The following is a 26898-nucleotide window of genomic DNA, read 5'->3' on the forward strand; positions in this document are numbered from 1 at the left end:
CATGGATAAACAAGATGAAATTTTCGCAGTGGAGTCTTTTGCTGAGCACTTTAGTAGCATTGCCGAGCTTGGCTGATACGGACGTATACCTCACCAATAACTCAGACCAACCATTAACCATTCAGGTCAAACACAATGGCAGTGATTTGCTGCAATACGGAGAAGAATGGCAGCAACACGTAGAAGTATTAGGCCCTTGGGAAACAAAGCCCGTACTGAGTTTTAATCGGTGGGAAGGAGTGAAATCGGGTCAGAACTATCGCTTTGAAACTGTCGTATCTAACCCGCAAGGTGAAAGCATTACACTCCACCAAGTCATGGAAGGACATTGGTACAACTCGACCATTGAATACGGTTTGTCAGCCGCCGACGTGAACTTGGCATTAAAAGACGATCGCACGATTCATCGTTCAAATACCGAGGCGTTTGGCTCTCGCAGCGCAGAGATAGCGTTTAAATCGGATAGCACCGCGCGTTATGACGATTTGTACTACACCGTCACACCAAGCAAAGTGGATGAAGCCGTCGATAACAACGAGCAAAATCTCAAACTGATGACTTACAACATTTGGGCCTTGCCTGCGATTGCGTCACATATTGGTGACCGTTACGAGTTAATCCCCGATTACGTAAAAGGCTATGACGTACTGGCATTGCAAGAGGTTTTTGCTAGTGGTCGTGATGCATTTTTACGTGAGCTTGCAAAAGAGTACCCATACCAAACGAAGATGTTGGATAAAGATGGCTTCAACGTTTACGACGGAGGCGTAATCATTGTGAGTCGTTACCCTATCGTCAACGAGGCACAATACGTGTTCCCAGATTGTTCGGGTACCGATTGCTTCGCTGATAAAGGCGTAAACTACGCAGAGATCATCAAAGGTGGTCAGGCCTACCATGTTTTTGCTACACATACCGCGTCTTTCGATACTGATACAGCGCGTGAGTATCGTCAGCGTCAATTTCAACAAATGCGCACTATGGCGCAGTCTCTCAACATTCCGAATAACGAAACGGTCGTTTACAGTGGTGACTTTAATGTAAACAAGCTGAAGTTCCCTGGAGATTACCAGCAGATGATCGCAAACCTAAGTGCGATGGAGCCTCAATACTCTGGCTATACAGCGTCTACGTTCGACCCTCGTATCAATAACTTCGCAGGCGAAGCGCTATCTGGTGGCGAAAATGTGGAATACCTCGATTACGTCATGGTGAGCAACGAATATGACGTGAAATCGTTTAACGACAACCGCGTTGATGTTCCACGTTCAACGGCTGAGGGGTTGTGGAAACATTACAACCTGTCGGATCACTTCCCTGTCAGCGCCGTGATCAAGCCATGAAGCTTAGCTTACTAATCACTGTGTCCGCCGCTTTGGCGGGCATAGTTTGGTTTTCAGTCAATGTCGACGAGCGCGATCAGTTAACGCAGCTTTCTTCGGAGTTGCAGGATAAATCAATCACATTGGTTGATAGTGATTCGACGCCACCCCAGCGCCAAAGCAGTACACAAAAGTCCAAGTCAAAATCAGACAACATGCCCACTGAGACTCAAGATCTTGCAGAGCGACTAAACCGTTCTAAAGGTCGAGCATTGAAAGCAGAAATCGAGACGTTTTGGCACACCTGTATGTCCGAGCTTAATTGCGAATTCAAACTTAATGAACTTGCCACAGATTTGTCTGCAGAGCGCTTTAATTTGTTAGCGAACTACCATCAACTCGATGATCTTTGGCAGCAAAGCGTTGGCAATCTGTTGTTTGATGAGCAGCAACCGCTCGCCTCTCGTATCGCGCGATTAAAATCCGAAGCGAGAAAGATTTGGGGAGAGCTCGCTGAGGTTATTTTCGCCGATGAGTTCGCACTTTACGACTTCAGCTTACAAGCCGAGCAACTTGACGCCGTATCGGCTCAAGATTACGTGAAAGCATTCGAGGATTTAATCACCGAATGGCAGGGGAACGAAAATGCCTTGGGGTTAGACAGCAACCAAACAAAATATGAACGAGCGGTGGCTCTGATCCCTGCAAGTATGAAGGGGATCGAGAGACAAACCTTGATTCAAGAGTTGCAGAAAAACTATCTGTCGGAACAAGAAAGCAACCAAATCCGCACTCGTGAACAACAAATAGCAAAACAAAAGCAGCAAGTTCGCAGTTATCAAACCGAGCTAAAACAGCTCGAATCCAGATTGGCAACGCAAAGAGCCACCAGCCACGCGAGTTGGTCTGAATCTGACTGGCAGCGTTACTATCAACAAGAGATAGCGAATTTTCGTCGCGAGTTCTTTGCTTCATAAGGTGGGCATACAAAAAAGGCACGTAGCAGGTTAGCTTTCGCGCCTTTTTACTTTGTGTTCCCGAACCTATTTCAGAACAAGTTCAAGCCAAACACACTCTTAACATCGGACAAAACTTGTTCTGTTTTTTCTCGAGAGACTTGGCTGCCATGTTTAAGAATCTCAATAAGTTGCGCTTTGTCGTTCAAATACAATGCCCGTTTCTCTCGAATCGGACGCAGCATTTCTTGAAGGCATTCTTCCAATACTTTTTTCGTGGTTCCATCTCCTAGCCCGCCACGGCGATAGTGCGCTTTGAGTTGCTCGACATGCTCTTTGTCAGAGTGAAAAGCATCGAGATAAGTGAACACAATGTTGCCTTCTACTTGACCATGATCTTCGATGCGCAAATGGCTTGGGTCGGTGTACATGGATTTCACTGCAACTGAGATTTCCTTTTCAGTCGCCCCTAAGTTAATGGCATTGCCCATGCTTTTCGACATTTTATTTTTGCCATCAGTACTCGGTAAACGTGGCGCATCACTAAGCAACGGACGGCACTCTTTTAGGATCTCTTGTCCGCCAAGGTGGTTAATCTTTCTCACGATTTCATTCGTTTGCTCAAGCATTGGTAATTGGTCATCCCCAACCGGAACAAGTGTAGCGCGAAAACCCGTTATATCAGCGGCTTGAGAAATTGGGTAAGTCAGGAACCCTGCAGGAATTGAACGCTCAAAACCTTTGCTTTGAATTTCATTTTTTACGGTTGGGTTACGCTCTAAGCGAGCAATGGAAACTAAGTTGCTGTAATACATCGTCAATTCTGCGAGGGCTGGCAGCTGAGATTGCAAACAGATAGTGGTTTGAATGGGGTCGATGCCAACTGCAAGGTAATCTGCGACTACGTTTAGAATGTTCGAAGATACCTTTGAAGGATTGTGCGCGTTGTCGGTCAGGCCTTGCATATCGGCGACCAGAATGGTTTGGTCATGCTCCGATTGTAATGCCACGCGCTGTTGTAACGAACCGATGTAATGACCAAGGTGTAAAGGCCCTGTAGCTCGGTCCCCCGTGAGAATGATTTCGCGTTGTTGATGCGTTTCTTTGATGTTCATGGTTATCTCCTAGTCAAAATAGATCGCTACTGGAGATAAAAAGACAAGACACTCTTCGCTACCTTCCAGCAGCGTAAGAATGTAAGAATTCCGCGCCGCTCTACATAGAGCGCCACCAGAAAAAGTATGATGATGAAGGTGTGAAGAATAAGTTCATGCGTCTTAAGCTAACAGGGACTAAGACAATGCTCAATCCCAATGTGAAGAAAATGCAGTGTGTGAAAATTTGCCCGATTACATCGGCAAGGACATTGCGATAACGAGAACAGCACCAAATACCGAACCAGAAACAAATGCACATAGAACGGTTTTGTTGTGTTTACTTTTCATCGATGGACTCCTATTTATCACCACCAGAGCCGCACAAGGAATGAGCGCGGCTCAACTTCATTTCACTTGTCGGCGCTGGAGCTCTGTTTTATCTCCAGTGCGATAAGTCGGAGTAGTAAACCAATATATGCAACCTTCGACCAGTCGAGCTTGGTCAAACTGAGATATTAGGCTCATATCGGAATGCAACGTACATCCTAATCAACATAAGAATAAAATTTCATCGCTTCCCTATTCCCCGCCCCCTAGTTTGTGGCTTAATAGCGAAACAATAATGACTTTTTTCTTTTTTGCTGCGGATACTTACATGGATTCTGTTTTACATCAGTTGCAATTCTCTTTGTCGATCACCGGCCCCATCTGCTTAATGTTGGTGCTTGGCGTTATCTTTAAACGGTTTGGTCTCATCAACGATAACTTTATTGAAATAGGCTCTAAGCTGGTTTTTAAGGTCACGCTGCCAGCCATGTTGTTTGTCAGTATTGTGGCTTCTGAGCATGATTTTTCTGCCGCCAGTGGTTTCATCAACTACGGCGTAGTCGCGAGCATTCTGTTTTTTATTTTCACCTACATATCCGTTTCTGTTCTGTTTAAGTCTTCTCCCGATCAGGGCGTGTTGATTCAAGGTGGGTTTCGCGCCAACACTGGCATTATCGGCATTGCATACGTTGCTAATGCTTATGGTTCACAGGGTGTCGCATTAGCTGCTCTTTATGTCGCCATCACCACGTTTATCTACAACGTTCAAGCGGTGATCTGCCTGTCACCCAAAGGCGCTACGTCTGCCTCTCAAGCAGCAAAAATGATGGGAAGAACACTGACGAAGAACCCGCTTATCATCTCCATCGTTTTAGGTATGCTTTTCTACTTGTTGTCGATTCCGGTTCCAAACGTAGTCATTGATGCGGGTAACTATCTGTCGAAAATGACGTTGCCGCTCGCATTGTTATGTACAGGTGGCTCGTTGGATTTTAGTTTGATGAGAAAGGAAAAAGGCCCGTCTTGGTTTGCAAGCAGCTACAAGTTGATTGTTGCCCCAGTGTTTATCACGTTAGGCGCGTATTTTGTTGGTTTTCGAGGTATTGAATTGGGGATTTTATTCTTCATGAACGCCTCACCCGTTGCGGCAGCGAGTTACGTCATGGCCCGCTCAATGGGAGGAAACGCGGTACTGGCAGCCAACATTATTGCTTTGACAACAGTGCTTTCAACCGTCACCTGCACGTTCGGTATTGTGGTTCTAAAATCGTACGGTTTGATCTGAAAAATGAAATAAAAAAGCCTCAGAATATAGCTGAGGCTTTACAAAAAGGCTTAGATTTAACGCAGAGAAAACGCTTACGAATGATTGGCTAATGTCATTTTCCTTACCAAACGAAAAAACTCTGCCGACTCATCTTCTGATAAACAAGAGAAGAATTCGCGCTGCAAGTTCCTCATTATTTGATGAACTTTCTTTATCGTTGCTTCACCTTCTTTCGTCAAACTGAGCATTTTCAGTCGTTGGTTCGCCTCACTCTTCGAAACGCACACAAAACCACGTTTTTCCAAGTTATCGACCATGCGCTTTGCAACGCTTCGTTCGGTCAAAACGGCATCGGCTAACGCTTGTTGACTCATTGGCTGAAACTCTTCTAACGCTGCCAACGCACTGGCCATCTCTAAGGTCATCTGATTTTGACGACATAACTCTGCTTGCGCTCGGTTGCGATACATCCGTTGCATCACCCCAGAGACAAACATTGGGCTTTGATCCAAAACGGAGATAGGTGAAATTTTTTGCTCTTTCATAGCCGCCTATTTAACTTATGGCTTCATGTTATGCTTTCTGACCTTTTTATGAGGAATTCGAAACGTGATCACTCTTCCTAGGCTTGATTCAAAATCGGTGGCGTATTAAACCATCGAGTTGAAAGCATAAACAAAGAGCGCTTACGCGCCCTTTTATTATGTTTATTGTTATTAGTATAACTCAGTTAAGCTTACGAAGTCTTACTCCGACTTTTCCGTTGCTGGAGCGAGTTCTTGAGATCGCTCTTTCTGCGCTTCTTTTTGGGCACGGCGATCAAACAAACGCTCTACCACAACAAAGAACACCGGAACAAAGAAGATACCAAGCAAGGTTGCACTGATCATGCCGCCAAGCACACCAGTACCTACCGCGTTTTGACCAGCAGAGCCCACGCCAGCACTGATTGCCAACGGAACCACACCCAAGCCAAACGCCAAGGACGTCATGATGATTGGACGAAGACGTACACGCACGGCGTGCAGTGTAGCTTCAATCAGACCTGCACCTTTCTCGTAATATTCTTTCGCGAACTCAACGATCAAAATCGCGTTTTTCGTAGCCAAACCCACTGTGGTTAACAAACTCACTTGGAAGAACACGTCGTTGTCCATTCCACGACCAAGTACTGCGAGCACAGCGCCTAATACGCCCAAAGGTACAACCAACACGACCGCAAGCGGTACAGACCAGCTTTCATACAACGCAGCAAGTACTAGGAACACGACCAAAATGGACAACGCGTACAACATTGGAGCTTGGTTGCCGGACAAACGCTCTTCATAAGAGATGCCGTTCCAGTTCACCGTAAAGCCTTCTGGTAACTGCTCAACCATCGCTTCAATCTCAGCCATTGCTTCACCCGTACTGACACCTGGAGCAGCGCCACCTTGAATGTTCATCGCGGCTAGGCCATTAAAGCGTTGAAGCTGCGGTGAACCATACGTCCATTCACCACTTGCAAACGCCGAGAACGGCACCATTTCACCTTGTGCATTGCGTACATACCATGAGTTAAAATCTTCTGGCTGCATACGGAACTCTGCGTCACTTTGCACCATCACTTTTTTAACGCGACCACGGTCAATGTAGTCGTTGATATACGCTCCACCCCAAGCGGCGGATAGGATTTGGTTCACGTCGTTGATGCTGACATCCAGCGCGCGCAATTTAACGTGATCTACATGCACTTGGTACATTGGCGCATCAGATTGGCCATTCGGACGAACACCAACTAGTTTTAGATTCTGCGCTGCCATTCCCAGTAATTGCCCTTGTGCAGCAACTAATGCTTCGTGACCAAGGCTCAGGGAGTCTTGTAGATAGAAATCAAAACCCGTTGCGTTACCCAACTCTTGGATGGCAGGAGGCGCAAACGCAAATACCATGGCTTCTTTGATGGTTGAGAAGTAACCCATAGCACGGCCTGTCAAAGATGCTGCATCCGAACCCGGCGCTTCGCGCTCAGACCAATCTTTCAAGCCAATAAACGCCATACCCATGTTTTGGCCTTGACCAGCAAAACTAAAACCAGCCACGGTAAACACGGATCTCACGTTGTCTTTTTCTTCTTCCAAGAAATAGCTACGCACTTTATCGAGTGTTTTTTCTGTCTGCTCTTGAGTCGAGTTCGGCGGCAAAATTGCCATCGAGAACACCGTACCTTGGTCTTCATCTGGTAGGAAAGACGTCGGCAGATTCATAAATAACCAACCCGCACCAGCGCTCATTGCCACAAACACCAACAACATGCGCCCAGTGCGTTTTAGCAACTTGGCTACACCAGCCTCATAACCTGCGGTCATCGAATCAAATTTACGGTTAAACCAACCGAAGAAGCCTTTTTTATCCGTAAATTCAGCGTCACCTTTTTTCAGTAACGTAGCACACAGCGCGGGTGTCAGGATGATCGCAACCATCACTGACAACGTCATCGCAGCAACGATGGTGATCGAGAACTGACGGTAAATTACCCCGGTCGAACCTGACATAAATGCCATAGGGACGAATACTGCCGATAAGGTCAAACCAACACCAATCAACGCGCCAGTGATCTGCCCCATCGATTTCTTAGTTGCTTCTTTTGGATCGAGCCCGTCTTCGTGCATCACACGCTCAACGTTTTCTACCACAACGATGGCGTCATCCACCAACAAACCAATCGCCAGAACCATCGCAAACATCGTCAGGGTATTCACGCTGAAACCTGTCGCGTAAAGAATGGCAAACGTACCCAAGAGTACAACCGGAACCGCAATCGTCGGGATGATCGTTGCACGGAAGTTCTGTAAGAACAGGTACATAATCAAGAACACCAACACAATCGCTTCCAGTAGCGTTTTCACTACTTCTTGAATCGATGCTTCTACAAACGGTGTTGTCTCAAATGGATAAGCGACTTTCAGACCATCTGGGAAGTTTTCACTCAACTCCGCTAAACGCTCTTTGACTGCAGCCGCCGTTTCCAGCGCGTTCGCACCTGTACCAAGTGAAATACCTAAACCAGACGCCGGCAAACCGTTGTACTGACCTTGAATATCGTAACTTTCTGCTCCGCGCTCAATACGAGCAACGTCTCTTAGATAAACGTTTGCACCGCTCGCATCTGATTTCAAGATGATGTTTTGGAACTCAGCCACACTGCTTAAACGACTCGCAGAAGAGATCGTCGCGTTAAGCAATTGACCTTTCTGCGCAGGTGCTGCACCCAATTGACCAGATGACACTTGCGCATTCTGCTCACTGATCGCATTTGCAACGTCAATTGCCGTCAGGTTGAACTGAGTCAGCTTAAACGGGTCAAGCCACACACGCATCGCATATTGAGAACCAAAAGCCTGTACTTGACCCACACCCGTCACACGGCTGATTGGGTCTTGAATGTTGGTTACAACAAAGTCGGCAATGTCGTTTTGTGTAAAATCTGGATCGTCAGAATAAACCGCCACCACCATCAAAAATGAGGTGTTAGATTTGTTCACCACAATACCTTGGCTTTGCACTTCCATAGGAAGCGAAGTCAACGCCAATTGCAGTTTGTTCTGCACTTGAACCTGCGCGATATCAGGATCGGCTTCGCTATCAAAAGTCAGTGTAATGGTCGCATTGCCGAAAGCGTCACTGCTCGAAGACAAGTAACGTAGGTAATCCAGACCTGTCATGTTTTGCTCGATAACCTGAGTGACAGAGTCCTCCACCGTTTTAGCAGAAGCACCAGGATAGCGCGCACTGATGGTGATCGTGGTCGGCGAAATGGTTGGATATTGCGACACTGGCAAGTTGAACAAGGACATGATCCCTGCAAGCATGGTCAGAATCGCCAATACCCAAGCAAAAACCGGACGATCAATAAAAAATCGAGCCATGATTATCCCTGCTCTCCCGTTTGGATGGTGACTGGGCTACCCGGACGCACCTTTTGCAAACCCGCTGTAATGACTTGATCACCGGCTTTTAATCCATCAATGATGCGCCATTGGTTGTCTATGACTTCCGCCGTGATGACTGGCGTAATCGCAACAGTATTATCAGCACTCACCGTCATCACCGAAGCTTTACCTGTTGCATCGCGAGTCACGGTGTTTTGCGGGATCAAAATCGCACTAGGGTCAACACCAGTAATCACGGTCGCACGCACGAACATACCCGGGAGAAGTAAACCATCAGGATTTGGGAATTCCGCACGCAAAGTTACGCTTCCCGTACTTTCATCCACGTTAACTTCCGTGAACTTCATTGTGCCTTTGTGCTCGTAAGTCGAGCCATCTTCAAGCGTCAATGCGACTTGCGCAGATTGATCTTCTTGCATGTGACCTTGAGAAAGCGCCGCTTTTAGTCGCAGCAATTGAGCAGAAGACTGAACGATATCCACGTTGATCGGATCAAGTTGTTGAATCGTCGTTAGCTTGTCGGCTTGGTTTGCCGTAACCAACGCTCCCGCAGTCACATTTGACTTGCTGATCACGCCACTGATCGGCGCTTTCACACGGGTATAAGTCAAATTGATCTTTGCAGTATTGATCTTCGCTTTGGCTACGAGCACTTGCGCTTTCGCTTCTTTGTAAGCCGCTTCTGCTTCATCCAGATCTTGTTGACTGATCGATTTCTTGGTAATCAATGCGCGGTAACGTTTAACGGTTGCAAACGTCGATTCTTCAGAAGCTTGCGCACGAATCAGCTCCGCTTCTGCACTAAGCAAATCCGCTTGAAATGAAGAGTCATCAATTTGATACAACGACTGACCTTTTTCCACAACGCCACCTTCAACAAAGTTACGTTCTGAAATAATACCCGTTACCTGTGGGCGGACTTCCGCCTCTTTAGATGCACGGCTGCGGCCTGGCAACTCAACCGTCAAAGCTTGTCGAACAGGTTCAACCGTCAACACATTCACTTCGGTTGCGGGAGCGGCGCCACCACCTTGCTCAGTTCCTTCTTGGCTTGGTTGACATCCCGCCATAAACAGGCTCGATGCAATCAGCAGCGATAGCGTGGTTCTACGTCTCATGAAACATCTCTCTTATTTTGCAAGCCCTACAAATATCCAATTCAATGCGTTCTGAATGGCTCGATTATGATTAGTGGATATGCATCTATCCCAAACAAATTAGTTAGAATGATAATTACCCAGTGTTGTACATACAACAAAATTTACGTTTCTATACGCTTGTCGAATACGTTTGTTGTAAAGGTGCAATAGAACTCTCAGATTTGAAGATATTGTGTTGGAAATCACACTTTTCTGTGTACAAGTGGACGGGTCAAAAAGTGTGTAAATTGATGATAAAAAAGGCGAGTGTTTGTACAGAGTTTTGAGGTCAAGTCCAGATTTAATTGATTAAATCCAATTGGCGAAAAGCTACGTTAAACATCAGCTAAAAAAGAGCCCGCACATCAGCGGGCTGTTTCGAATCAATTTCAAATATCAGAACTTAAACTCGGAACTGGCTGACTTGCTGATCCAATCTCTGAGTTTGTTGTGACAGCATCGCAAGTGATTGCTGAGCCTGCGTGACAATATCAACAATCGATGTACTGCTGTCTGCAATACCCTGAACGTTGGTATTCACTTCATCGCTCACTGTACTTTGTTGACTCGCTGCAGTTGCAATGTGCGTGTTCATCTCATTCATGCGTGAAATTGCATTGAGAATTTCAGCCAGAGATTCGCTTGCTCGCCCAGCAGATTGAATGGTCTCTTCACTGCTGTTTTGGCTACCACGCATCACTTCTACAGCTTGCCCTGCACCAGACTGAAGCTTTTCAATCATAGCTTGGATTTCACCCGTACTTTGCTGCGTACGACTTGCAAGAGAGCGTACCTCGTCAGCAACCACAGCAAAACCACGACCTTGCTCACCCGCTCGCGCCGCTTCAATCGCCGCATTCAGTGCAAGTAAGTTAGTCTGTTCTGCAATGCCGCGAATTACATCTAGTACAGAGGCAATATCGCTCACATCATTATCTAGCGTATTGATCACATGGCTTGCGCTTTCGATCTCTCCAGCCAAGTCACGAATCGAGCCGACCGTTTGCTCCAAAATCACATTGGTATTAGAAAGCTCATCATTCGCGGTTTGGCTTGCAACTGCTGCTTCATTTGCACTCTCGCTCACATTGCGGCTAGTCACTTGCATTTCATGCACTGCCGCAGCAACTGCTTCGCTATCGCGCTGTTGAGAAACTGTCGAATCTGCAATCGTCGCGGTGAGCGAGCTTAAGTTTGCCATCTCTTGACGAAGCGTGTTTGAGCTATCAATCACCTGTGACACGGTCGCTTGGATTTTAGAAACAAACTCGTTAAATGCCTTCGCCAGCTGACCAATTTCATCTTGCGTATTAATTTGGATTCGTTGGCTAAGATCACCATCACCCGAAGCGATTTGCGCCATTGCATCTTTGATGTCGTTTAATGGTTTAAGTACTGTGCGTAGCAGCAGGAACACCATACCAAGCGCCGCTAAGATCACAACGATGATACCCATTTCTAAAATCGATTCTGCTCGTGCAGTCGCCGCTGAAATGTCTGACTTCAACTCACCTTGCTTATCTTCGATAGCACTTTTCACGACATTGAGCTGGGCTCGAACATCAACAAATTGCTCCTCAAACGTGTTCTTGTGCTCGTTGTAGTAGCTTAGCCATTGAGATTGAGGCTTGCTCAACATCACTTCGTAACTTTGTAGCCACTTTTGACCTAAAGTCACCAGTTTTTGCACATCAGCACCGTGTGATGCAGGCATCACTCCCGCACGTGATAGCTCAATCACTTTTTCCATACGCGGCAACGCTTTGTAAGCATTGTCTTTGTACTCGTGAATGTGATGATCAATATCTGCTTGTGTTTCTGCTAAGGCAATGCCTTGAACAGCAGAAGTCGCTTGGTAAAGATCGCGGTACGCATCTTCAATCGTGAACAGGTTGGGTACGATCTGTTCATTTAAGGTGTCGCTTAATTCAGATTGCTTGCTCGTTGTCATAACATTTAATACTGAGCTCACGGTGAACAATCCAATTATCAAAGATAGAGGAATCACTATCTTTTGTTTGATTGTAAAGTTTTGGAACATGAATAGATTCCCTTAATATATATGTACAATTCGTTCACTATCATATCAAACAAATGGACTATTCAACTGAGTAACTAGATCAACTTTATCTAATATTTTTTGTCTTTTTGATAACGGTTCTGTTTTCAACAATTAATTGATTTATAGGAAATTTTCTTTAATCGAGGCAAATCACAAGAATGATGAAAAATAAATGATTCACGACGTAAAAAATGTAACAAAATAGTACTTAAGTTTATTTCAACGTCGCCTGATTTTATTCATATTTTCCTTAGAATCACACCAAACAGTGAATGACGTTAGGCAGATGATCTATTTATGTTTAAAGCTTACAGCAACAAATAAATTGAGATAGATGGATATAAATAGGCGTTTCGAAAAGAACAAGGAAAGGAAGAAGAAAAATACGAATTGATAAAACGAAAAAGCCCTAGCATTTCTGCTAGGGCTTCGAATGTGGCGGTGAGTGAGAGATTCGAACTCTCGATACGTTGCCGTATACACACTTTCCAGGCGTGCTCCTTCAGCCACTCGGACAACTCACCGAATCAAATTGTGGTTAGCATTCTTGGCTAACGAGGCGCTAATTTAATGATTATGAGCCTCATGGTCAAGGCTAAACCGTAAAAAAAGCCTTCTTTTACACTCGTTTGCTCACTAAGTAACTAAATTGAACAAAACAGTGTCAATCAAACGCCTTGATGATAACCCGGAACGCGGAACCAACGACGGCACATATCCAAAAAGTAGCCGTATAACACGCCCATTCCACAAGAAACCACAGCGTTGCTCGCAACTGCCGTAACAATTTGATCATACGATGCACCAACGGCTAAAAGAATGCCGGCGTACACAGGTGATTGGAAAAGCACATACGATACAAGATCAGACACATTTTTCATGAAAGAGGAAGGTGAAAGTTTGTTACCTTGGCGCAAAACCCAATCACGGAACATGCCATAAGGCCAAGCAATCGCAATATTTACTGGTATAGACAACGTGCGTGATGCCAGAGACTGCTCAAACGTCATTCCTGAAATCAAAATCTCGATAATCATCCCTGTAATAAAGCAAAAAACAACCATAGCAAAAGTATCCGCTGCGGCATGACGAATACAAAATGGTCCACGAGACTTCATTTACAACCCCTAAAATCAAACACTGCAATTAATAAAGAACTAAATATGATTAACTGCCACACAACTTAATTACCAGTTAATGACACTATTAAATCACAACATTTGTAGATTATGGCTCCATATTTAAAATGAAGTTGTAAATTAATAACCAACTTTAGAAACAAAAGTAGTTTTTTTCACCGTTTTAGCGAAAAAACAGGATTTTACGGGTAAAAAAGGCACAAAAATATGGAAATGACTTACTTTTAAGAGGGTTGAAAATGAGTAGATGGTATAGAATTGGAACAAAATTTGGTTTTATTACACCAATTGCAAACGCTTATGCTACCTAGATGTAAAAACTCAGAGTATAAATGACGGCACAAAGCACTACCGATATGGTAAAAATACGCTGAAGTTCAGGAAGAGCCAAAAGAGCGGCGAAGAAAACAAATGGACTGCTTTTTTATCTGTAAATTACGGCGTAGCAAGTAACATAGTTAATGTGTCTATATCTTCCTGATCGGGTAGAGATTGACGCAGTAGATCGCGTTTAATCCTAGTGATTACCTCCGACAATACCTCATCTGTATTAGGTTGAAGGCTATCCATTATAGCAAGCAGCGCATCAAGCGCGTCTCCGAGATTGCCATTATCTAGAGCGACATAAAAGCTAATCAGCAAAGAATCGGTTCCCAACACTTCTAATGCTTGTTGATTTTGCTTGGTTTGATATTGATACAGCAAATCGGCATGTCGGTACAAAGCATCATCCAGTTCGGACTCCACTATTGGTTTAGCAATGATATGGTCAGCGCCTACGCCTAACATGCGCTCTTGGGTCTCTTTGAACACATCCGCAGTACAACCAAATATCAGTACCGACTTCGCAGCGCTGCTCATGGAGCGAATTGCTGAGATTGCCCCAACTCCATCAAGGACAGGCATATGGTTGTCCATCAATATTAAATCGAACGGCTCTACAGCTATTTTATTTACCGCTAGCTGTCCATTTTCAACACTTGAGCATTCAAAGCCCTTTGCTCTTAAGAAGGTTTCCATAATGATGGCGTTGGTTCGATTGTCCTCTACTATCAAGGCCTTCAAACCATTGCAATTGAGCTTGTGCCTATGTCCTGATTCCACTTTCCCCGGTTCGCAAGGAGAGATCTCAACTTCAACCGTGAATGTGGTGCCGATATTTTCTTGGCTTTGCACAGTCACATGACCGCCCATGTGCTCGGCGATCTCTTTAACAATTGCAAGGCCAAGGCCAGTCCCGCCGAAGCGCCTTGTGGTTGATGATTCTGCTTGCTCAAATGGGCGAAATATACGTTTTTGCGCCTCTTTAGATATCCCTATTCCCGTGTCTTTTATCGCGATAACCAACACAGTTTTGTCATAGTGAGTTTGCTCACTCAGCGTCACTTCAACAATGCCTCTGTCAGTAAACTTCACGGCGTTATTGAGTAAATTAAACAACACTTGACGAAGGCGCGCTTTGTCGTTGTCATACCAGCGTCCCGCAGGGACTAACGACGTCACCTTAAACTGCAATCCTTTCTCTGCACACAAGGTATGATAAACGCTTTTTATACTGCCGATGATCGATTCTATGGGAAATGGCGAGTTCGAAAACTCTACATGTCCCTGCTCTATCTTGGAGTAATCAAGAATCTCGTTCAGGAGCGTCATCATGTGATCACCAGAATCGTATAGTGTACTAAGGTGTTTTCTTTGTTCGTCCGTTAACGGCGTTTTGAGCAGGATTTGGGCGGTGCCGAGTACCCCATTCATCGGCGTACGGATTTCATGCGACAAAGTGGCAAGAAAAGCAGTTTTGGCATTTGTCGACGCTTGGGCTTTTACTCTCTCTTGTTCGAGGTAAATGGTCTTCTCGTTGAATTTGGTAATGAGATGGCCGATTTCGTCCTCACTTCCGTAATCGATATCAATGATCCCGCCAGTTTTGGAATCATCAATTTTTGTAGCGATTCGTACGATAGGTTCGACAATGTATCGGTTAAGTAAATAGTACCCAACGAGAACGCATAGCAATAAGAATGGGATGATGCCGCCTTCAACACTCATGACTTGCTCGAACACTTGATCTGCCACTTTCGCCTTAGCATTGACAACTTCTAGCTTCCAATGAAATTCACCAAAATCGAGTTTACTAATGTACATTTGTTTGGTGATTTGAAAGTTGTGTTCGATGATGACATTCGAGTTAGCATCTCGAATGACCACACCCAAAGAGTATTGGTTGGTGTGCTCACGAATGAACTGGAATAAGGCCTCCAAAGAAAGGTCGACCGTCGCAACGCCTGCAAACTCTCCATTTCTATAATACGGCGCAGAGGCGGTAATCATTTGAACTTGAGTGAAAGTATCAATATACACCGCAGACCAACTCACCGAGCCTGACGGTCGTTCAGCGGCTGCGCGATACCACGGCTCATTGTCATAACCGCCAGATTCTGGATTGTTGTATGAATGAATCTGATCGATGTTCCCCTCACTGTTCTTGTTAAAAAACAAACTGGTAAACCGCCATCGTTCTTCTTTGAGTTCTGGTTTGGGCCACAATCCACCACTGACGATGATCTCGTCGCTTAATCTTAAAATCTGAGGAATGGTCGATTTAAGGGAATTGCTTTGGTTTGAGCTTTGCGCAAGCCCAACTAAGCTATTCAGCACGCCCGTGGATGTGATGAGCGGCTCTTTTATCTGGGAAGCAAGCAGTTGGGTACGTAAATCGAGATTTCTTTCTAGTTTGTCACGGACAGGTGGCTCAACCACCAAGTACACCACCGACCCTATCGTAGCGATAAAAAAACACAGGTACAGTGTGAGAGCGAGAATGCTTTTTTTTCTAAGTGACGAACGAATTTCCATATCTGTAGACGAATCATTCCCTAATATCGATTTATCACTGATTGATTGGTAAGATGAGCGCAACCAATCAGCCCATTAACAAATGGTATTCTATTTTGAAACTACAAGACATGCTTTCTCTTCCAGAACTTGATGGAAAACTACTAAACCTAGCGAAAACTCAAGGCTTTGTAACCGCGATGGCATCAGCGCCAAATGTGTTGAACCCTCAAGAGTGGCTACCATTCTTATGGGGCGGCGAAGAGACTGCACCTTTCTCAGATGGTGAACAACTAGAACTGTACATTGATGAAATTGTACAAATGTGGAACCAAACTCGACCAGCTTTGCTAGAAGGTTCTTGGCAATGGCCTGAAGGTTGTACTCTCGATGAGCAAGACATTGTCTCAGCAAGTACTCGTGATTTCTGTGAAGGTGTACTTCAAGGTTGGCAACTGACACGTGATGATTGGGAAACGTTAATGCCAGAAGACAGCGAAGACAGTGCCCTATTGGGTGGAGTGCTGCTCTCTCTTACCATGTTGTACGATCCAGAAACCACCATTGCAACGCTTGCAGAGCAAGGCATGGAAGGCTTAGAGCAATTTGAAGAGATCTTCAATGCTATACCTGTGATGCTATGTGGTCTTACTCAACGCGGTGTTGCGTTGGCTGAAGAGCAATAAAATAACGTAATCGTTGATCATTGAAATTGAACATCTGATATGAAAAAGCTCTCCGAATGGAGAGCTTTTTTGATCACGTCAAAATCACATGTGGAATGTAGCGCGCCATATCTTGCGTCACTAGGCTACTGTCTTCACGAATCGAAATACCCGCCGCTCTATCATTGACGAGCCAACTACCGATTAACGTATGGTTCTGCCCAAACTTAGGCAACGGATGATATTTCTGGACGATATTGAACTTCGATTCATAAGGCCCCGGCGTTTTCACCAAGCGCTTTCCATCTTTGACGATCTCAATATTCGCCCCCTCCCGTGAGAATAACGGTTTGATGACATAATCGTTCAAACAACTCGCTTTTGGGTCATTAGCAAAATAGGCAGGCAAAAGATTGGGATGATTTGGAAAGCGTTCCCACAACAATGGCAAAAGTGCTTTATTGGATAAAATCGATTTCCACATGGGTTCTAGCCAATTGACATTTGCAGTCGCTAAGTATTTCGCGTATTCCTCTTCAAACATGAATTCCCAAGGATAAAGTTTGAACATCCAACGAATGGCTCGTTCGTCCACATCCACAAATTTTCCGTCTTCCGTTACACCAATATCTTCGACGTGCACAAAAGCTGTCGCTAGCCCCGCCTCGCGCGCGCAATCTTCTAAATACTGGACAGTCGCTTTATCTTCTTCTGTGTACTTGCAACAGCTAAAGTGGAGAGTTTGTCCCGGTTGATATTTGGCTATCTCCGCAAAACGCTCAATTAGAAAGTCTTGAAGAATATTGAATTGATCCGCAGCTTGATGAATTCGACCTTTGTTAACTACATCTTCCAGCCACACCCATTGCCAAAAACCCGTTTCAAACAAACTTGTCGGTGTATCGGCATTGTTTTCGAGTAGCTTTGCTGGTGATGTTCCGTTATACGCAAAATCCAAACGAGAATAGAGTGAAGGCTCTTTTCGTTGCCACGAAGACGCTACCTGTTCCCACATCAACTCAGGAATCGCACATTTCGTCAGTAGTTGCTCACAGCGAACCACCTCATCCACAATAGACAAGCACATCTGATGCAGTTCTTCAGTGGGGGATTCTAGGTCGTGCTCGATTTGCTCCAGCGTAAATTGGTAGTAAGCACTCTCATCCCAATACGGTTGCCCATACATAGAATGAAAACCAAAACCAAACTGGCGTGCTAATTCACGCCAGTTTTCTCGTTCTTGTATCTCTCGTCGAAACATAATCAACCGCCACGACTGACCGAAACCGCTTTCCCGAATCCACCTCGAGACATTGCTCTTCCAATGGTTCCACCCCCACGTTTGTTTAAGTTACTGGTCGCGACTTTGGTCGACTGGTTACGATAGGAGCCAAAAAACTGGCCTGCACCGTTATAAAATTTGGACTTATAGCGGTACATCGGTTCCGAATAATAACTCTTGTTGTAACCTTTCAAATCATTAACTGAACGACTATAGAAAAAGCCGCCAAAATGAGGGACATAAGCACGAGAGCTTGAGCTGTAGTAACAATCGTCTTCGTAAAAGTCGTTTTCACATTCGAATTCATTGTTATAACGAGGAGCATTTCGTTCAGCACGAGCCAATGCCTCTTGGTAAGCAATATCACACTGCTCACTAAACACTGGCGAGTTGAATTTACATTCATCGGCGTCAGAAAAAATGTAGCCTTCAGTCTTTGATTCTTGGGTCGCAAGGAAGAAAATTCCGCCAAATGCCGCGAACGGTATGATTTTTCCAAGCTTTAAGCTTTTATCCATGGAAGAACGTTTAACGTTGGAACTGCGCTTCATCGTTCCTCCTAGTACGTCATACAAGCAGCATTCAACATGCCGACCGATATAGAAACCGCCGCAAGTACAATGCCTGCAGGCAGCTCATCTTTTTCGATACGCTCAGTAACTCTTGGCAGCAAAATAAAACGCACGATGGCAAATGCGATGATTTGCGCAAGCATGGCAACAACGCCCCAAACCATAAAGTCGACAATGTTGACTGAGTTTTTTGCCGCACCCGAAATCGCAATACAATAACCCAGAAAAGCGCCACTCAACGCCACTGCGGCTGCGGTATTTTGCTTTTCCTTGATCAGATGCCATTCATCATAAGGCGTAAGCTTGACGTAGATGAACTTAAACGCCAAAACAAAAATAATGGATACTGAGAAGTAGAGTAAAAAGTTTGGAAAACCTGCTAACAGGCCGGCAATCATGTGCATTATTGTTCCTTGTTCATTTCTTTCCATGCAAAATCATCAATACGTTCATCTGCAATGTAAAACAACTTGGTACCCGGTGGCACTTCCGCATCTAAATCTGGGTTGAGTTGGATACCGTTGCCGACATCAAACGCAATCAACGTCGCGTGGTGACACTTTTTGATAAAGCCAAAGATGCTCTCAATGGTGGTGATAGGTTGATTCTCAGGATAAATGACTGAGTACTGTGTCATCCCACGGGTGGATGCCAGTAATTCTTGGTGCAAGGCACTAGAGCCAGGGTCTACTGCCGCTTTCGCCAACATTTCTGCTCCTACGGCAGGAATGCACTCTGCTTTAGGGCAATGCTGACTGAGCAATCGACCTAAGGCGTCGTCTTTAAAATAAGCCAGCAAGTGTGCGTCAGGATTCACAGAGGCACAATAAAGCGCAGCGGAGAGCGTAATGTCATCCGAAAGATTATCAACAATGATACAACTCGCATCAGTAATGTTGGCGTTCTTCATTTCCTGTGCGTCGGTATAACTGGTCACTTTGATAAAATGAATCTCACCCGGCAATGGGTTTTCAATATCAGAGCGACTACACAACACGATAGGGCGCTTGCCTTCTTCTTCGTGTTGCAACATACGAATCAAGTGCATTGTTCTCGACCCGTTCCACCCAAGCAATACGATATGATTTTCCACTCTCACTCTCCGTTTACCCAAAATACCCGCTCGCCAATAATCGATTGCAGAACCAGCTACACGCCCCAATAACGCAGCAAACAAACTCAAGCCACCGGGAATAACAAACAACACAACAACCCACTTCCCTAAGTCTGTGACCGGAGAGTGATCTCCATAGCCCACCGTACTAGCGGTAACCATGAGGTAATAAATGAAGTTGGAGAAGTTGTCCGTTAGCGCTTTTTCACCCGCAAGAGCCAAAAGCCCCCACGATAAACTGATGTACAAAATACTAATAACAAGAAGGTTTCGGTTGCTTAATTTAAATAGGTGCGAACTAAGCCACTTTTTAACTACTAGCCACACAGCCATAAATATCCGATCCCTGCATTTACAAAATCAATCAATATTAAACCATTGATAATCAAAAACAAAAAAACCAGCCATATTCGGCTGGTTTTTTGGGATTTATCTTAATAAATAGAAGTGATTACGCGTTACCTTTCACTTGCATATTTAGCTGCTCAGCAAAATCTAGCATGCGGTTCAGTGGAATAAGAGACTTCACTCGTAGCGCTTCATCTACGAAGATTTCGTGCTCTTCTCCACCTTCACTAAGCGCTTTTTCAATCGCTTTCAAGCCGTTCATTGCCATCCAAGGACAGTGTGCGCAGCTGCGACAAGTCGCGCCAGCACCAGCCGTAGGCGCTTCGATCAATTCTTTTTCTGGCACCAATTGTTGCATCTTAAAGAAGATGCCTTTATCCGTTGCCACGATCATTTGTTGGTGAGGGAGTTCTTTCGCAGCCTTGATAAGCTGACTTGTAGAGCCGACAGCATCAGCCAATTCCACCACACTTGCTGGTGACTCTGGATGAACAAGAATCGCAGCATCTGGGTAAACACTCTTCATCTTGCGAAGTGCATCAGCAGAAAATTCATCATGCACTACACACTCACCTTGCCAAAGCAACATATCTGCGCCCGTTTTATTGGCAATGTATGAGCCCAAATGACGGTCTGGTCCCCAAATAATTGGCTTATCTTCAGCGTCTAAATGTTCCACGATTTCAAGCGCGATACTTGATGTGACCACCCAGTCAGCACGAGCTTTCACTGCCGCAGAAGTGTTTGCGTAGACAACAACCGTATGATCTGGGTGTGCATCACAGAATTCACTGAATTTGTCCGCCGGACAACCTAGATCAAGTGAACATTCCGCTTCCAGCGTTGGCATTAGAATTCGTTTTTCTGGTGTCAGAATTTTAGCCGACTCACCCATAAAACGTACGCCTGCAATAATCAGTGTGCTTGCTGGGTGGCGGTTACCGAACTTAGCCATTTCTAGTGAATCACCAACAAAACCACCTGTTTCTTCCGCGAGTGCTTGAATTTCAGGATCGGTGTAGTAATGCGCGATCAGTACTGCATCTTTTTGTTTTAGCAGCTCTTTGATGCTCGCGATATAAGACGATTTTTCTTCTTCGCTTAACGGAATTGGTTTTGGTGGGAATGGGTAAACAGTGTCGATTTTATCTAATATGTGGCTCATTGCTCTTGCTCTACGCAACTTCCTTTAATCCGCGTATTGTAACCTCGTTAATTTTCAAAAACCAACCTGTAACTAGAATTTCTAGCGGTCTAGACGTATATCTTTGTTACATGTGGCATTTTCTTATACGTGGCAATTTTGTAAAAAATTTAAAAAGCAGAAGACATCTAAAAAGAAAAAGGAAGCCGAAGCTTCCTTTTTAGAATGGTGTTTATTTTAACTTTGAGCCAGCCAGTTTAGCCGACGCACTACCTGGGTATTCATCGACAACTTGTTGGTAGTATTTTTTCGCTTGAGCGGCATTGTTATTACGCTCTGCGATTTCGCCTAACTTAAGCAAGGCGTCAGCTCGTTTGTTAGAGTCTTTATAAGACACTACCGCAGCAAAGCTTTTAACCGCGTCTTTATCCTGTTTCTTGGCGAAGTACAATTGGCCTAACCAATAGTGTGAATTCGCTGAGTATGTGGAATCAGGATAGTCTTTCTGGAACTGCTGGAACGCAGCAATTGCACCAGTGTAGTCACGCTTTTTAAGGATTAAGTCAACCGCATTTTGGTATGCCGTTTGCTCATCAACATTTGGCGTGTATTTACCACTAGTTTCTGCTGGTTTGGTTTCTTTTACCGGTGCCGACTTCATCTCACCGCGAATACGGTCAAGCTCGACAAACAACTCACGTTGACGCTGCAACATTTGCTGCATTTCGTAGCTATTTCGCTCTAATTGACCACGCAAATCACTGATCTCTTGTGACATTTGGTCAATCTGCTCTTGCATTTGAAGCTGAACACGGTTGCGATTTTGTAGTAGACGCTCTAATCGCTCGACTTCCGTTTCAGATGAACGGCTCTTAGAGGCTGAGGATGTGCTGTTGAGATCGGATACTGGAGCTGGTGCAGCGAACGCGAAGTTCGCTGCACTTGCCAGTAACGTAAGCGCAACAGCGCGCTTAGTGTTACTGAACATGAGGATTTCCTCGAATTAGTATACTAGAACCGCGCGACGGTTTTTAGCGTACACTTCATCTGATTGACCTAGAAGAAGTGGCTTCTCTTCACCGTAGCTAACGATTGAGATTTGATCTGCTTGTACACCTAGCGCTTGTAGGTAGTTAGCAACTGCTTGAGCACGACGCTCGCCTAGAGCGATGTTGTACTCAGGAGTACCGCGCTCATCAGCGTGGCCTTCAATCGTTACTTTTAGAGCAGGGTTCTTGCTTAGGTAAGAAGCGTGAGCTGTTAGCATCTCTTCGTAATCACCTGCAATTGTAGAGTTGTCAAACGCGAAGTAAATTGTTTGAGTTTCGCGAAGTGCTTGCTCTTTTAGCTCTTGTTCAGTTAGCTGACCGCTTTGATCGATCGGCGTCGCTACTGTTGTTTCTGCTGCAGCATTGTTGTTAGTTGCTGCGCCAGTGTTAGAAGCTGCGTCGTCGCTTGAACTACACGCAGTCATAGCCATTACAGGAAGCGCGATTAGTAGCCCTTTTAGAACCTTGTTCAGTTGCATCTTATTTTCCTTTATTAATCAAACTTATTACTACAAAAACGGTGACCACGCAGGCGCTCTCACACGCCCATTTGTTGCCGGTAATCTAGCTTTAAATCGACCATCAATTGACACCATCGATAGTACGTTTTTCTTGTTGTAAATCGAGCTATACACAACCATGCCACCGTTAGGGGCAATACTCGGAGACTCATCTAATAGAGTCTTAGTTAAGACTTGAAGAGCACCAGTTTCCAAATCTTGTTTCGCCAAATTAAAACCTGAATCACTGCGATTCACCATTACTAGGAATCGGCCATCAGGTGTGATTTGACCACCCAAGTTTTGGCTACCTTGCCAAGTCAAGCGATCGATAGAACCGCTGCCCAAATTTACTTGATAAATCTGTGGTTTACCACCCCTATCCGATGTGAAAATCAGCGATTTGCCATCAGGGTGCCAGAACGGTTCAGTATTATTTGATCTGCTACGCGTAATTTGGGTGAGTTTGCGAGTTTTCAGATCAAAAGTGTACACCTGTAGAGTGCCTGTCTTAGACAGTACAAGCGCTAACTTGTTACCATCAGGAGAGAATCTTGGCGCACCATTATGGCGAGGGTATGACGTAATTTTTTCACGTTCACCGGTATAGATGTTCATGATGAAAATTTCTGCTTGGCCATTTTGGAAGCTTACATACGCAAGTTTCTGCCCATCTGGAGACCATGCAGGAGACATCAGAGGCTGCTTAGAACGCAATACTAATCGCTCATTGTAACCATCGTAATCAGCGACACGAAGCTGGTACGGGAAACGGTCTTTGTCGTTTACAACCACGTAGGCAATACGAGTCATAAATGCGCCACGTTCACCTGTCAGTTGTTCATAGACAAGGTCAGAAATACGGTGAGCGTACTCACGCATACGAGGGCCTTTTACCGTAGCCACTTTGTTAAACAAAACATGGTCTTTAGATAAAACAAGCTCGCCGTCACTCCCCAGAGCTTTGCTCTGCCCACCAGTTAACTGACCGCGTACTACATCAACAAGCTGGTAATTTACAACGTAATCGCCTTGCTCATTTTGCTTGATAGAGCCAGTTAACAACGCATCTACACCAAGGCTTGTCCACGAATCAAAGTTAACTTCTGATTCATTGAATGGCGTTTGTGGCATTTTATTCGTTGGTACTGGGCTGAACTTACCACTGCGCTGTAGATCAGACGCAATGACAGCAGAAATGTCGGTAGGAAGTGGTTGACTGCCCTCCCATTTAAAAGGAACAACAGCAATTGGTCGTGCCGAATCAATACCATCAGTAATGACCAGCTCCAATGCAGCGTGCGCTACATTCGTTAGACTGCCTAGCAGTACAAACATTCCTAGTAAAAGACGTTTAATCACGGCTTATCCCTTATTGTTGTAGTGCGACCGTAAGGTTAATATCCTTCAGCCTTTGGTTAACTGTTGAATCGGTTGACATCGGGAAACTTGGTACTTGTGCAATTGCACTCTTTGCAGCAGCACATACTCTAGAGTCACCAGAAAGCACGTTAACTGACGAAACAATCATGTCAGTTCCCGTAGGAATCAGCTTAATGTTAACTCTACACTCCTTTCCCAATAGGTAGTCATCCTTTAGCAATCGGCTTTGAATGAGCTGAATATAGATTGAACTGTAGCGGGAAACCTCATCAGCCACAAATTTCCCCTGAGCCTGTTGGTTTGCACTCGCTTCACTTTCTAGGCCAGCAAAAATATCATCCAGTGCAGCTTCTTGCTCTTTGCGCTCACGTTCTAAACGCTTAAGGCGCTCTTTTTCTTTACGCGCTTTTTCCGCAGCTTCTTTTGCCGCTTTTTCTTTCGCAATGCGTTCTTGTTCAGCTTTTTGAGCCGCCTCGCGTTCACGTTTTGCCTTTTCTTCCGCTTCTTTTGCCGCCTTCTCGCGAGCTACTCGCTCTTGTTCCGCTTTAGCAATCGCCGCTTCTTTGGCTAAACGTTCCTGCTCTGCTTTACGTACAGCTTCTTCTTTCGCTTTACGCTCTTTCTCAAGTTTAGCTGTACGCTCTTTTTCTTGGCGAACACGTTCTTCTTCTGCTTTGCGTTCCTGCTCTTTTTGCTTGCGAGCCGCTTCAGCTTCTCTGGCCGCTTTTGCATCTTTCGCTTGCTGTTCTTTCAACTTACGAATTTGTTCTTCTTCAGCCTTACGGTTTTTCTCAAGCTGCTCCGCCTCGCGTCTTAATTTATCAAGACGATCTTGCTCTTTTTTGGCCGCTTTTTCACGCTGCTGACGAATTTCTTTCGCTTGTTGTTGCACCAGTTTAGGGTCTATCACGACAGCCTGAACCATCTGTCCGGTTGGCTCTGGTTTGGTCATCGCAAAATCAGTACCCCAGAGCAATGCTGCTACCAAGAGAGCATGCAGACCTACCGATATGACTATCGGTTTAGTGTACTCTTTCGATTGTTTCTTTTTGTCTTTCATGAATATTGACGTTTATTCCCTAATATCGGTCATTAGACCCACTTTTGGGATACCAGCTCGACTTAACTCATCCAGTAGCATCACAACGTCAGCGTATGGCGTTGCCGCATCACCGCCGACCGCAACAGGCGAATCAGGCTTGATGCTTCGCTCAGCTTTGACTCGTACAATCACATCTTGTAAAGACAGACCGCGTTGCACTTCTTCATCATTAACACTCAGACCTAAGTTCCCATCACGATCAATTTCAATGATGATAAAGCTGCTATCGGTGTTCCCGGCTATTTTTTCCATCGACTCAGCGGTAGACGTTTTTGGCAGCTCGACATCCACACCTTGGGTAACAAAGGGCGCGGTCGCCATAAAAATGATCAACAGCACAAGCATTACGTCGATGTAAGGGACAACGTTGATCTCTGCCGTCATTTTTCGCTTTTTAGGTTGATAACCCGCCATGCTTTTTATTCCTTATCCGCGCTATCTCGGCCAGCCATCGCTTGACGATGAAGGATGCTGTGGAATTCTTCTGAGAATGTCGCGTAAGTATGTTCCAGCTTACTTACTTTGTTGCTTAGTCGGTTATATGCCATTACCGCAGGAATTGCTGCGAATAGACCCATAGCAGTCGCGATCAACGCTTCTGCGATACCTGGGGCAACCATAGAAAGCGTTGCTTGTTTCACTTCACCCAGTGCAATAAACGCATGCATGATGCCCCAAACGGTACCAAACAAACCAATGTATGGGCTGATTGAACCGACAGTTGCTAAGAAAGGTAGGCTTGTTTCAAGCTCATCAACTTCACGCGCAACAGCAACACGCATCGCGCGACCTGTGCCTTCCATAATGTAAGCTGGTGAGTTCGCATTGCTCTTACGTAAACGAGCAAATTCTGTGAAACCTGCGTAGAAGATTTCTTCTGTACCTGCGATCTCGTCTTTGCGCCCTTTCACTTTTTGGTAAAGTTGGGAAAGGTCTGTACCTGACCAGAATTTGTCTTCAAATTGCTCTGCATTTTTTGATGCTTGGGAAAGCACTTTGCTGCGCTTGATGATCATTGCCCATGACGCGATTGACATGCCTAGCAATGTCAGCATCACAAGTTTTACCAACAGACTGGCCTGAAGAAAGAGATCTAAAATGGAAATATCAGCAGTCACTATTTGTTAGCTCCGAATTGATAAATGTTGGAATAGCTATTGGTTTCATTTTCTTATTATCGATACATGCTACCTTAACAAAGGCCTTGCACAATATCTTGCCTTGATCATTGACCAACTCTTGACAGAATTGCAAAGACGCACGTTTTATTTCTGACACTCGGGTTAATACTGTCAACTGTTCGTCCAGTCTCGCCCCTTGTTTAAAATCGATATCCATGTGTCGGACAACAAAGCCAATATTTTGTTCCAGTAACACATGTTGAGAAATGCCTTTTGCACGCAACATCTCGGTACGCGCGCGCTCAAAGAATTTTAAATAGTTTGAATGATATACAACGCCGCCCGCATCGGTGTCTTCATAGTACACGGTGATCGGCCAGCGGAAGGGATTTGATGTGCCTTGCAAGGGAGTACCAATATATTCAATTCTTTAAAGTGGTTACTATAACTGAAGCAACAGCAATTGGTACTGAACGGAAGGAATATTTTTGATTTTTGTAGAAAAAATAAAAGCCAGACAAACTGCCCGGCTTTTACTCGAT

Annotated in this window: 23 protein-coding genes and 1 tRNA gene; 4 read left to right on the plus strand and 20 right to left on the minus strand. The window is 45.0% G+C overall.

What is annotated here, in order from left to right:
- The first annotated feature begins 14 nt into the window (after nt 1–14).
- Together BIW15_RS16005 and BIW15_RS16010 are read left to right on the plus strand one after the other, a co-directional pair.
- The gene (locus tag BIW15_RS16005; RefSeq protein WP_025571266.1) at nt 15–1343 is read left to right on the plus strand and encodes a sphingomyelin phosphodiesterase; all 1329 of its coding nucleotides are present in this window, start codon (nt 15–17) and stop codon (nt 1341–1343) included.
- Nucleotides 1340–2299, plus strand: coding sequence for a chromosome partitioning protein ParA (locus BIW15_RS16010; protein ID WP_179115293.1), 960 nt, complete (start codon nt 1340–1342; stop codon nt 2297–2299). The genes BIW15_RS16005 and BIW15_RS16010 overlap by 4 nt, the downstream gene beginning before the upstream one ends.
- Before the next feature lie 71 nt (nt 2300–2370).
- Here the strand turns inward: BIW15_RS16010 and trpS are convergent, their stop codons facing one another.
- Nucleotides 2371–3393, minus strand: coding sequence for a tryptophan--tRNA ligase (trpS, locus tag BIW15_RS16015; RefSeq protein ID WP_077281288.1), 1023 nt, complete (start codon nt 3391–3393; stop codon nt 2371–2373).
- A gap of 637 nt (nt 3394–4030) precedes the next feature.
- Between trpS and BIW15_RS16025 the strand changes: the two genes are divergently transcribed.
- Entirely contained in the window at nt 4031–4987 is a 957-nt protein-coding gene (locus BIW15_RS16025; protein ID WP_005495781.1) for an AEC family transporter, read from the plus strand.
- A 74-nt stretch (nt 4988–5061) separates the two neighbouring features.
- Here BIW15_RS16025 and BIW15_RS16030 read toward each other — a convergent pair whose 3' ends face one another.
- The 7 genes from BIW15_RS16030 to BIW15_RS16065 form a co-directional block, all read right to left on the minus strand.
- A complete protein-coding gene (locus BIW15_RS16030; RefSeq protein WP_015296501.1) occupies nt 5062–5514 on the minus strand; it encodes a MarR family winged helix-turn-helix transcriptional regulator in 453 nt (150 codons plus the stop codon).
- A gap of 201 nt (nt 5515–5715) precedes the next feature.
- Complete coding sequence (vmeB, locus tag BIW15_RS16035) at nt 5716–8877, minus strand: multidrug efflux RND transporter permease subunit VmeB (RefSeq protein ID WP_077281289.1); 3162 nt, start codon at nt 8875–8877, stop codon at nt 5716–5718.
- Nucleotides 8878–8879: 2 nt separating this feature from the next.
- Nucleotides 8880–10019 (minus strand): multidrug efflux RND transporter periplasmic adaptor subunit VmeA, encoded by a 1140-nt coding sequence (gene vmeA, locus BIW15_RS16040; protein WP_077281290.1) that lies wholly within the window; start codon nt 10017–10019, stop codon nt 8880–8882.
- 424 nt (nt 10020–10443) lie between these two features.
- Nucleotides 10444–12081, minus strand: a complete 1638-nt coding sequence (locus BIW15_RS16050; protein WP_005485898.1) for a methyl-accepting chemotaxis protein — start codon at nt 12079–12081, stop codon at nt 10444–10446.
- Between the two features lie 457 nt (nt 12082–12538).
- Nucleotides 12539–12626 (minus strand) — tRNA-Ser (locus BIW15_RS16055).
- Nucleotides 12627–12770: 144 nt separating this feature from the next.
- Nucleotides 12771–13220 (minus strand): L-alanine exporter AlaE, encoded by a 450-nt coding sequence (locus BIW15_RS16060; protein ID WP_005459815.1) that lies wholly within the window; start codon nt 13218–13220, stop codon nt 12771–12773.
- Nucleotides 13221–13676: 456 nt separating this feature from the next.
- Nucleotides 13677–16097, minus strand: coding sequence for a hybrid sensor histidine kinase/response regulator (locus BIW15_RS16065; RefSeq protein ID WP_077281291.1), 2421 nt, complete (start codon nt 16095–16097; stop codon nt 13677–13679).
- Between the two features lie 53 nt (nt 16098–16150).
- Between BIW15_RS16065 and BIW15_RS16070 the strand changes: the two genes are divergently transcribed.
- Nucleotides 16151–16762, plus strand: coding sequence for a YecA family protein (locus BIW15_RS16070; RefSeq protein WP_005459839.1), 612 nt, complete (start codon nt 16151–16153; stop codon nt 16760–16762).
- 73 nt (nt 16763–16835) lie between these two features.
- Here the strand turns inward: BIW15_RS16070 and BIW15_RS16075 are convergent, their stop codons facing one another.
- The 12 genes from BIW15_RS16075 to ybgC all read right to left on the minus strand — a co-directional run bounded on the left by BIW15_RS16075 (nt 16836) and on the right by ybgC (nt 26762).
- The gene (locus tag BIW15_RS16075) at nt 16836–18002 is read right to left on the minus strand and encodes a glutathionylspermidine synthase family protein (RefSeq protein WP_017448283.1); all 1167 of its coding nucleotides are present in this window, start codon (nt 18000–18002) and stop codon (nt 16836–16838) included.
- 2 nt (nt 18003–18004) lie between these two features.
- Nucleotides 18005–18574, minus strand: coding sequence for a DUF1190 domain-containing protein (locus tag BIW15_RS16080; RefSeq protein WP_077281292.1), 570 nt, complete (start codon nt 18572–18574; stop codon nt 18005–18007).
- 8 nt (nt 18575–18582) lie between these two features.
- On the minus strand, nt 18583–18999 hold the full coding sequence (locus BIW15_RS16085) for a DUF350 domain-containing protein (protein WP_005459831.1): 417 nt from the start codon (nt 18997–18999) through the stop codon (nt 18583–18585).
- A complete protein-coding gene (locus tag BIW15_RS16090) occupies nt 18999–20042 on the minus strand; it encodes a potassium channel protein (protein ID WP_023585413.1) in 1044 nt (347 codons plus the stop codon). Before BIW15_RS16090 ends, BIW15_RS16085 begins: the two co-directional genes overlap by 1 nt.
- Nucleotides 20043–20160: 118 nt before the next feature.
- Entirely contained in the window at nt 20161–21222 is a 1062-nt protein-coding gene (gene nadA / locus BIW15_RS16095) for a quinolinate synthase NadA (protein WP_005459805.1), read from the minus strand.
- 211 nt (nt 21223–21433) lie between these two features.
- Nucleotides 21434–22189 carry a tol-pal system protein YbgF gene (gene ybgF, locus BIW15_RS16100; protein ID WP_015296493.1) on the minus strand — a complete coding sequence of 252 codons (756 nt, stop codon included), beginning with the start codon at nt 22187–22189 and terminating at the stop codon, nt 21434–21436.
- A 15-nt stretch (nt 22190–22204) separates the two neighbouring features.
- A complete protein-coding gene (gene pal / locus BIW15_RS16105) occupies nt 22205–22729 on the minus strand; it encodes a peptidoglycan-associated lipoprotein Pal (protein WP_077281293.1) in 525 nt (174 codons plus the stop codon).
- A gap of 30 nt (nt 22730–22759) precedes the next feature.
- Nucleotides 22760–24112: a Tol-Pal system beta propeller repeat protein TolB gene (gene tolB / locus BIW15_RS16110; RefSeq protein ID WP_005459807.1), complete on the minus strand. Its 1353-nt coding sequence runs from the start codon at nt 24110–24112 to the stop codon at nt 22760–22762.
- 10 nt (nt 24113–24122) lie between these two features.
- Nucleotides 24123–25193, minus strand: coding sequence for a cell envelope integrity protein TolA (gene tolA / locus BIW15_RS16115; protein ID WP_005483633.1), 1071 nt, complete (start codon nt 25191–25193; stop codon nt 24123–24125).
- Nucleotides 25194–25205: 12 nt separating this feature from the next.
- Nucleotides 25206–25649, minus strand: coding sequence for an ExbD/TolR family protein (locus tag BIW15_RS16120; protein WP_005459813.1), 444 nt, complete (start codon nt 25647–25649; stop codon nt 25206–25208).
- A gap of 5 nt (nt 25650–25654) precedes the next feature.
- Nucleotides 25655–26353: a protein TolQ gene (tolQ, locus tag BIW15_RS16125; protein ID WP_005485405.1), complete on the minus strand. Its 699-nt coding sequence runs from the start codon at nt 26351–26353 to the stop codon at nt 25655–25657.
- Nucleotides 26343–26762 carry a tol-pal system-associated acyl-CoA thioesterase gene (gene ybgC, locus BIW15_RS16130; protein ID WP_005483618.1) on the minus strand — a complete coding sequence of 140 codons (420 nt, stop codon included), beginning with the start codon at nt 26760–26762 and terminating at the stop codon, nt 26343–26345. Before ybgC ends, tolQ begins: the two co-directional genes overlap by 11 nt.
- Nucleotides 26763–26898 lie beyond the last annotated feature (136 nt).

It is taken from the genome of Vibrio sp. SALL6 (assembly GCF_002002385.1).
Lineage (GTDB): Bacteria > Pseudomonadota > Gammaproteobacteria > Enterobacterales > Vibrionaceae > Vibrio > Vibrio parahaemolyticus.

Excerpts from the sequence above, each read along its gene's own strand:
- BIW15_RS16005 (WP_025571266.1), top strand. The coding sequence starts at position 15 with ATGAAATTTTCGCAGTGGAGTCTTTTGCTGAGCACTTTAGTAGCATTG.
- BIW15_RS16010 (WP_179115293.1), top strand. The coding sequence starts at position 1,340 with ATGAAGCTTAGCTTACTAATCACTGTGTCCGCCGCTTTGGCGGGCATA.
- trpS (WP_077281288.1), bottom strand. The coding sequence starts at position 3,393 with ATGAACATCAAAGAAACGCATCAACAACGCGAAATCATTCTCACGGGG.
- BIW15_RS16025 (WP_005495781.1), top strand. The coding sequence starts at position 4,031 with ATGGATTCTGTTTTACATCAGTTGCAATTCTCTTTGTCGATCACCGGC.
- BIW15_RS16030 (WP_015296501.1), bottom strand. The coding sequence starts at position 5,514 with ATGAAAGAGCAAAAAATTTCACCTATCTCCGTTTTGGATCAAAGCCCA.
- vmeB (WP_077281289.1), bottom strand. The coding sequence starts at position 8,877 with ATGGCTCGATTTTTTATTGATCGTCCGGTTTTTGCTTGGGTATTGGCG.
- vmeA (WP_077281290.1), bottom strand. The coding sequence starts at position 10,019 with ATGAGACGTAGAACCACGCTATCGCTGCTGATTGCATCGAGCCTGTTT.
- BIW15_RS16050 (WP_005485898.1), bottom strand. The coding sequence starts at position 12,081 with ATGTTCCAAAACTTTACAATCAAACAAAAGATAGTGATTCCTCTATCT.
- BIW15_RS16060 (WP_005459815.1), bottom strand. The coding sequence starts at position 13,220 with ATGAAGTCTCGTGGACCATTTTGTATTCGTCATGCCGCAGCGGATACT.
- BIW15_RS16065 (WP_077281291.1), bottom strand. The coding sequence starts at position 16,097 with ATGGAAATTCGTTCGTCACTTAGAAAAAAAAGCATTCTCGCTCTCACA.
- BIW15_RS16070 (WP_005459839.1), top strand. The coding sequence starts at position 16,151 with ATGAGCGCAACCAATCAGCCCATTAACAAATGGTATTCTATTTTGAAA.
- BIW15_RS16075 (WP_017448283.1), bottom strand. The coding sequence starts at position 18,002 with ATGTTTCGACGAGAGATACAAGAACGAGAAAACTGGCGTGAATTAGCA.
- BIW15_RS16080 (WP_077281292.1), bottom strand. The coding sequence starts at position 18,574 with ATGAAGCGCAGTTCCAACGTTAAACGTTCTTCCATGGATAAAAGCTTA.
- BIW15_RS16085 (WP_005459831.1), bottom strand. The coding sequence starts at position 18,999 with ATGCACATGATTGCCGGCCTGTTAGCAGGTTTTCCAAACTTTTTACTC.
- BIW15_RS16090 (WP_023585413.1), bottom strand. The coding sequence starts at position 20,042 with ATGGCTGTGTGGCTAGTAGTTAAAAAGTGGCTTAGTTCGCACCTATTT.
- nadA (WP_005459805.1), bottom strand. The coding sequence starts at position 21,222 with ATGAGCCACATATTAGATAAAATCGACACTGTTTACCCATTCCCACCA.
- ybgF (WP_015296493.1), bottom strand. The coding sequence starts at position 22,189 with ATGTTCAGTAACACTAAGCGCGCTGTTGCGCTTACGTTACTGGCAAGT.
- pal (WP_077281293.1), bottom strand. The coding sequence starts at position 22,729 with ATGCAACTGAACAAGGTTCTAAAAGGGCTACTAATCGCGCTTCCTGTA.
- tolA (WP_005483633.1), bottom strand. The coding sequence starts at position 25,193 with ATGAAAGACAAAAAGAAACAATCGAAAGAGTACACTAAACCGATAGTC.
- BIW15_RS16120 (WP_005459813.1), bottom strand. The coding sequence starts at position 25,649 with ATGGCGGGTTATCAACCTAAAAAGCGAAAAATGACGGCAGAGATCAAC.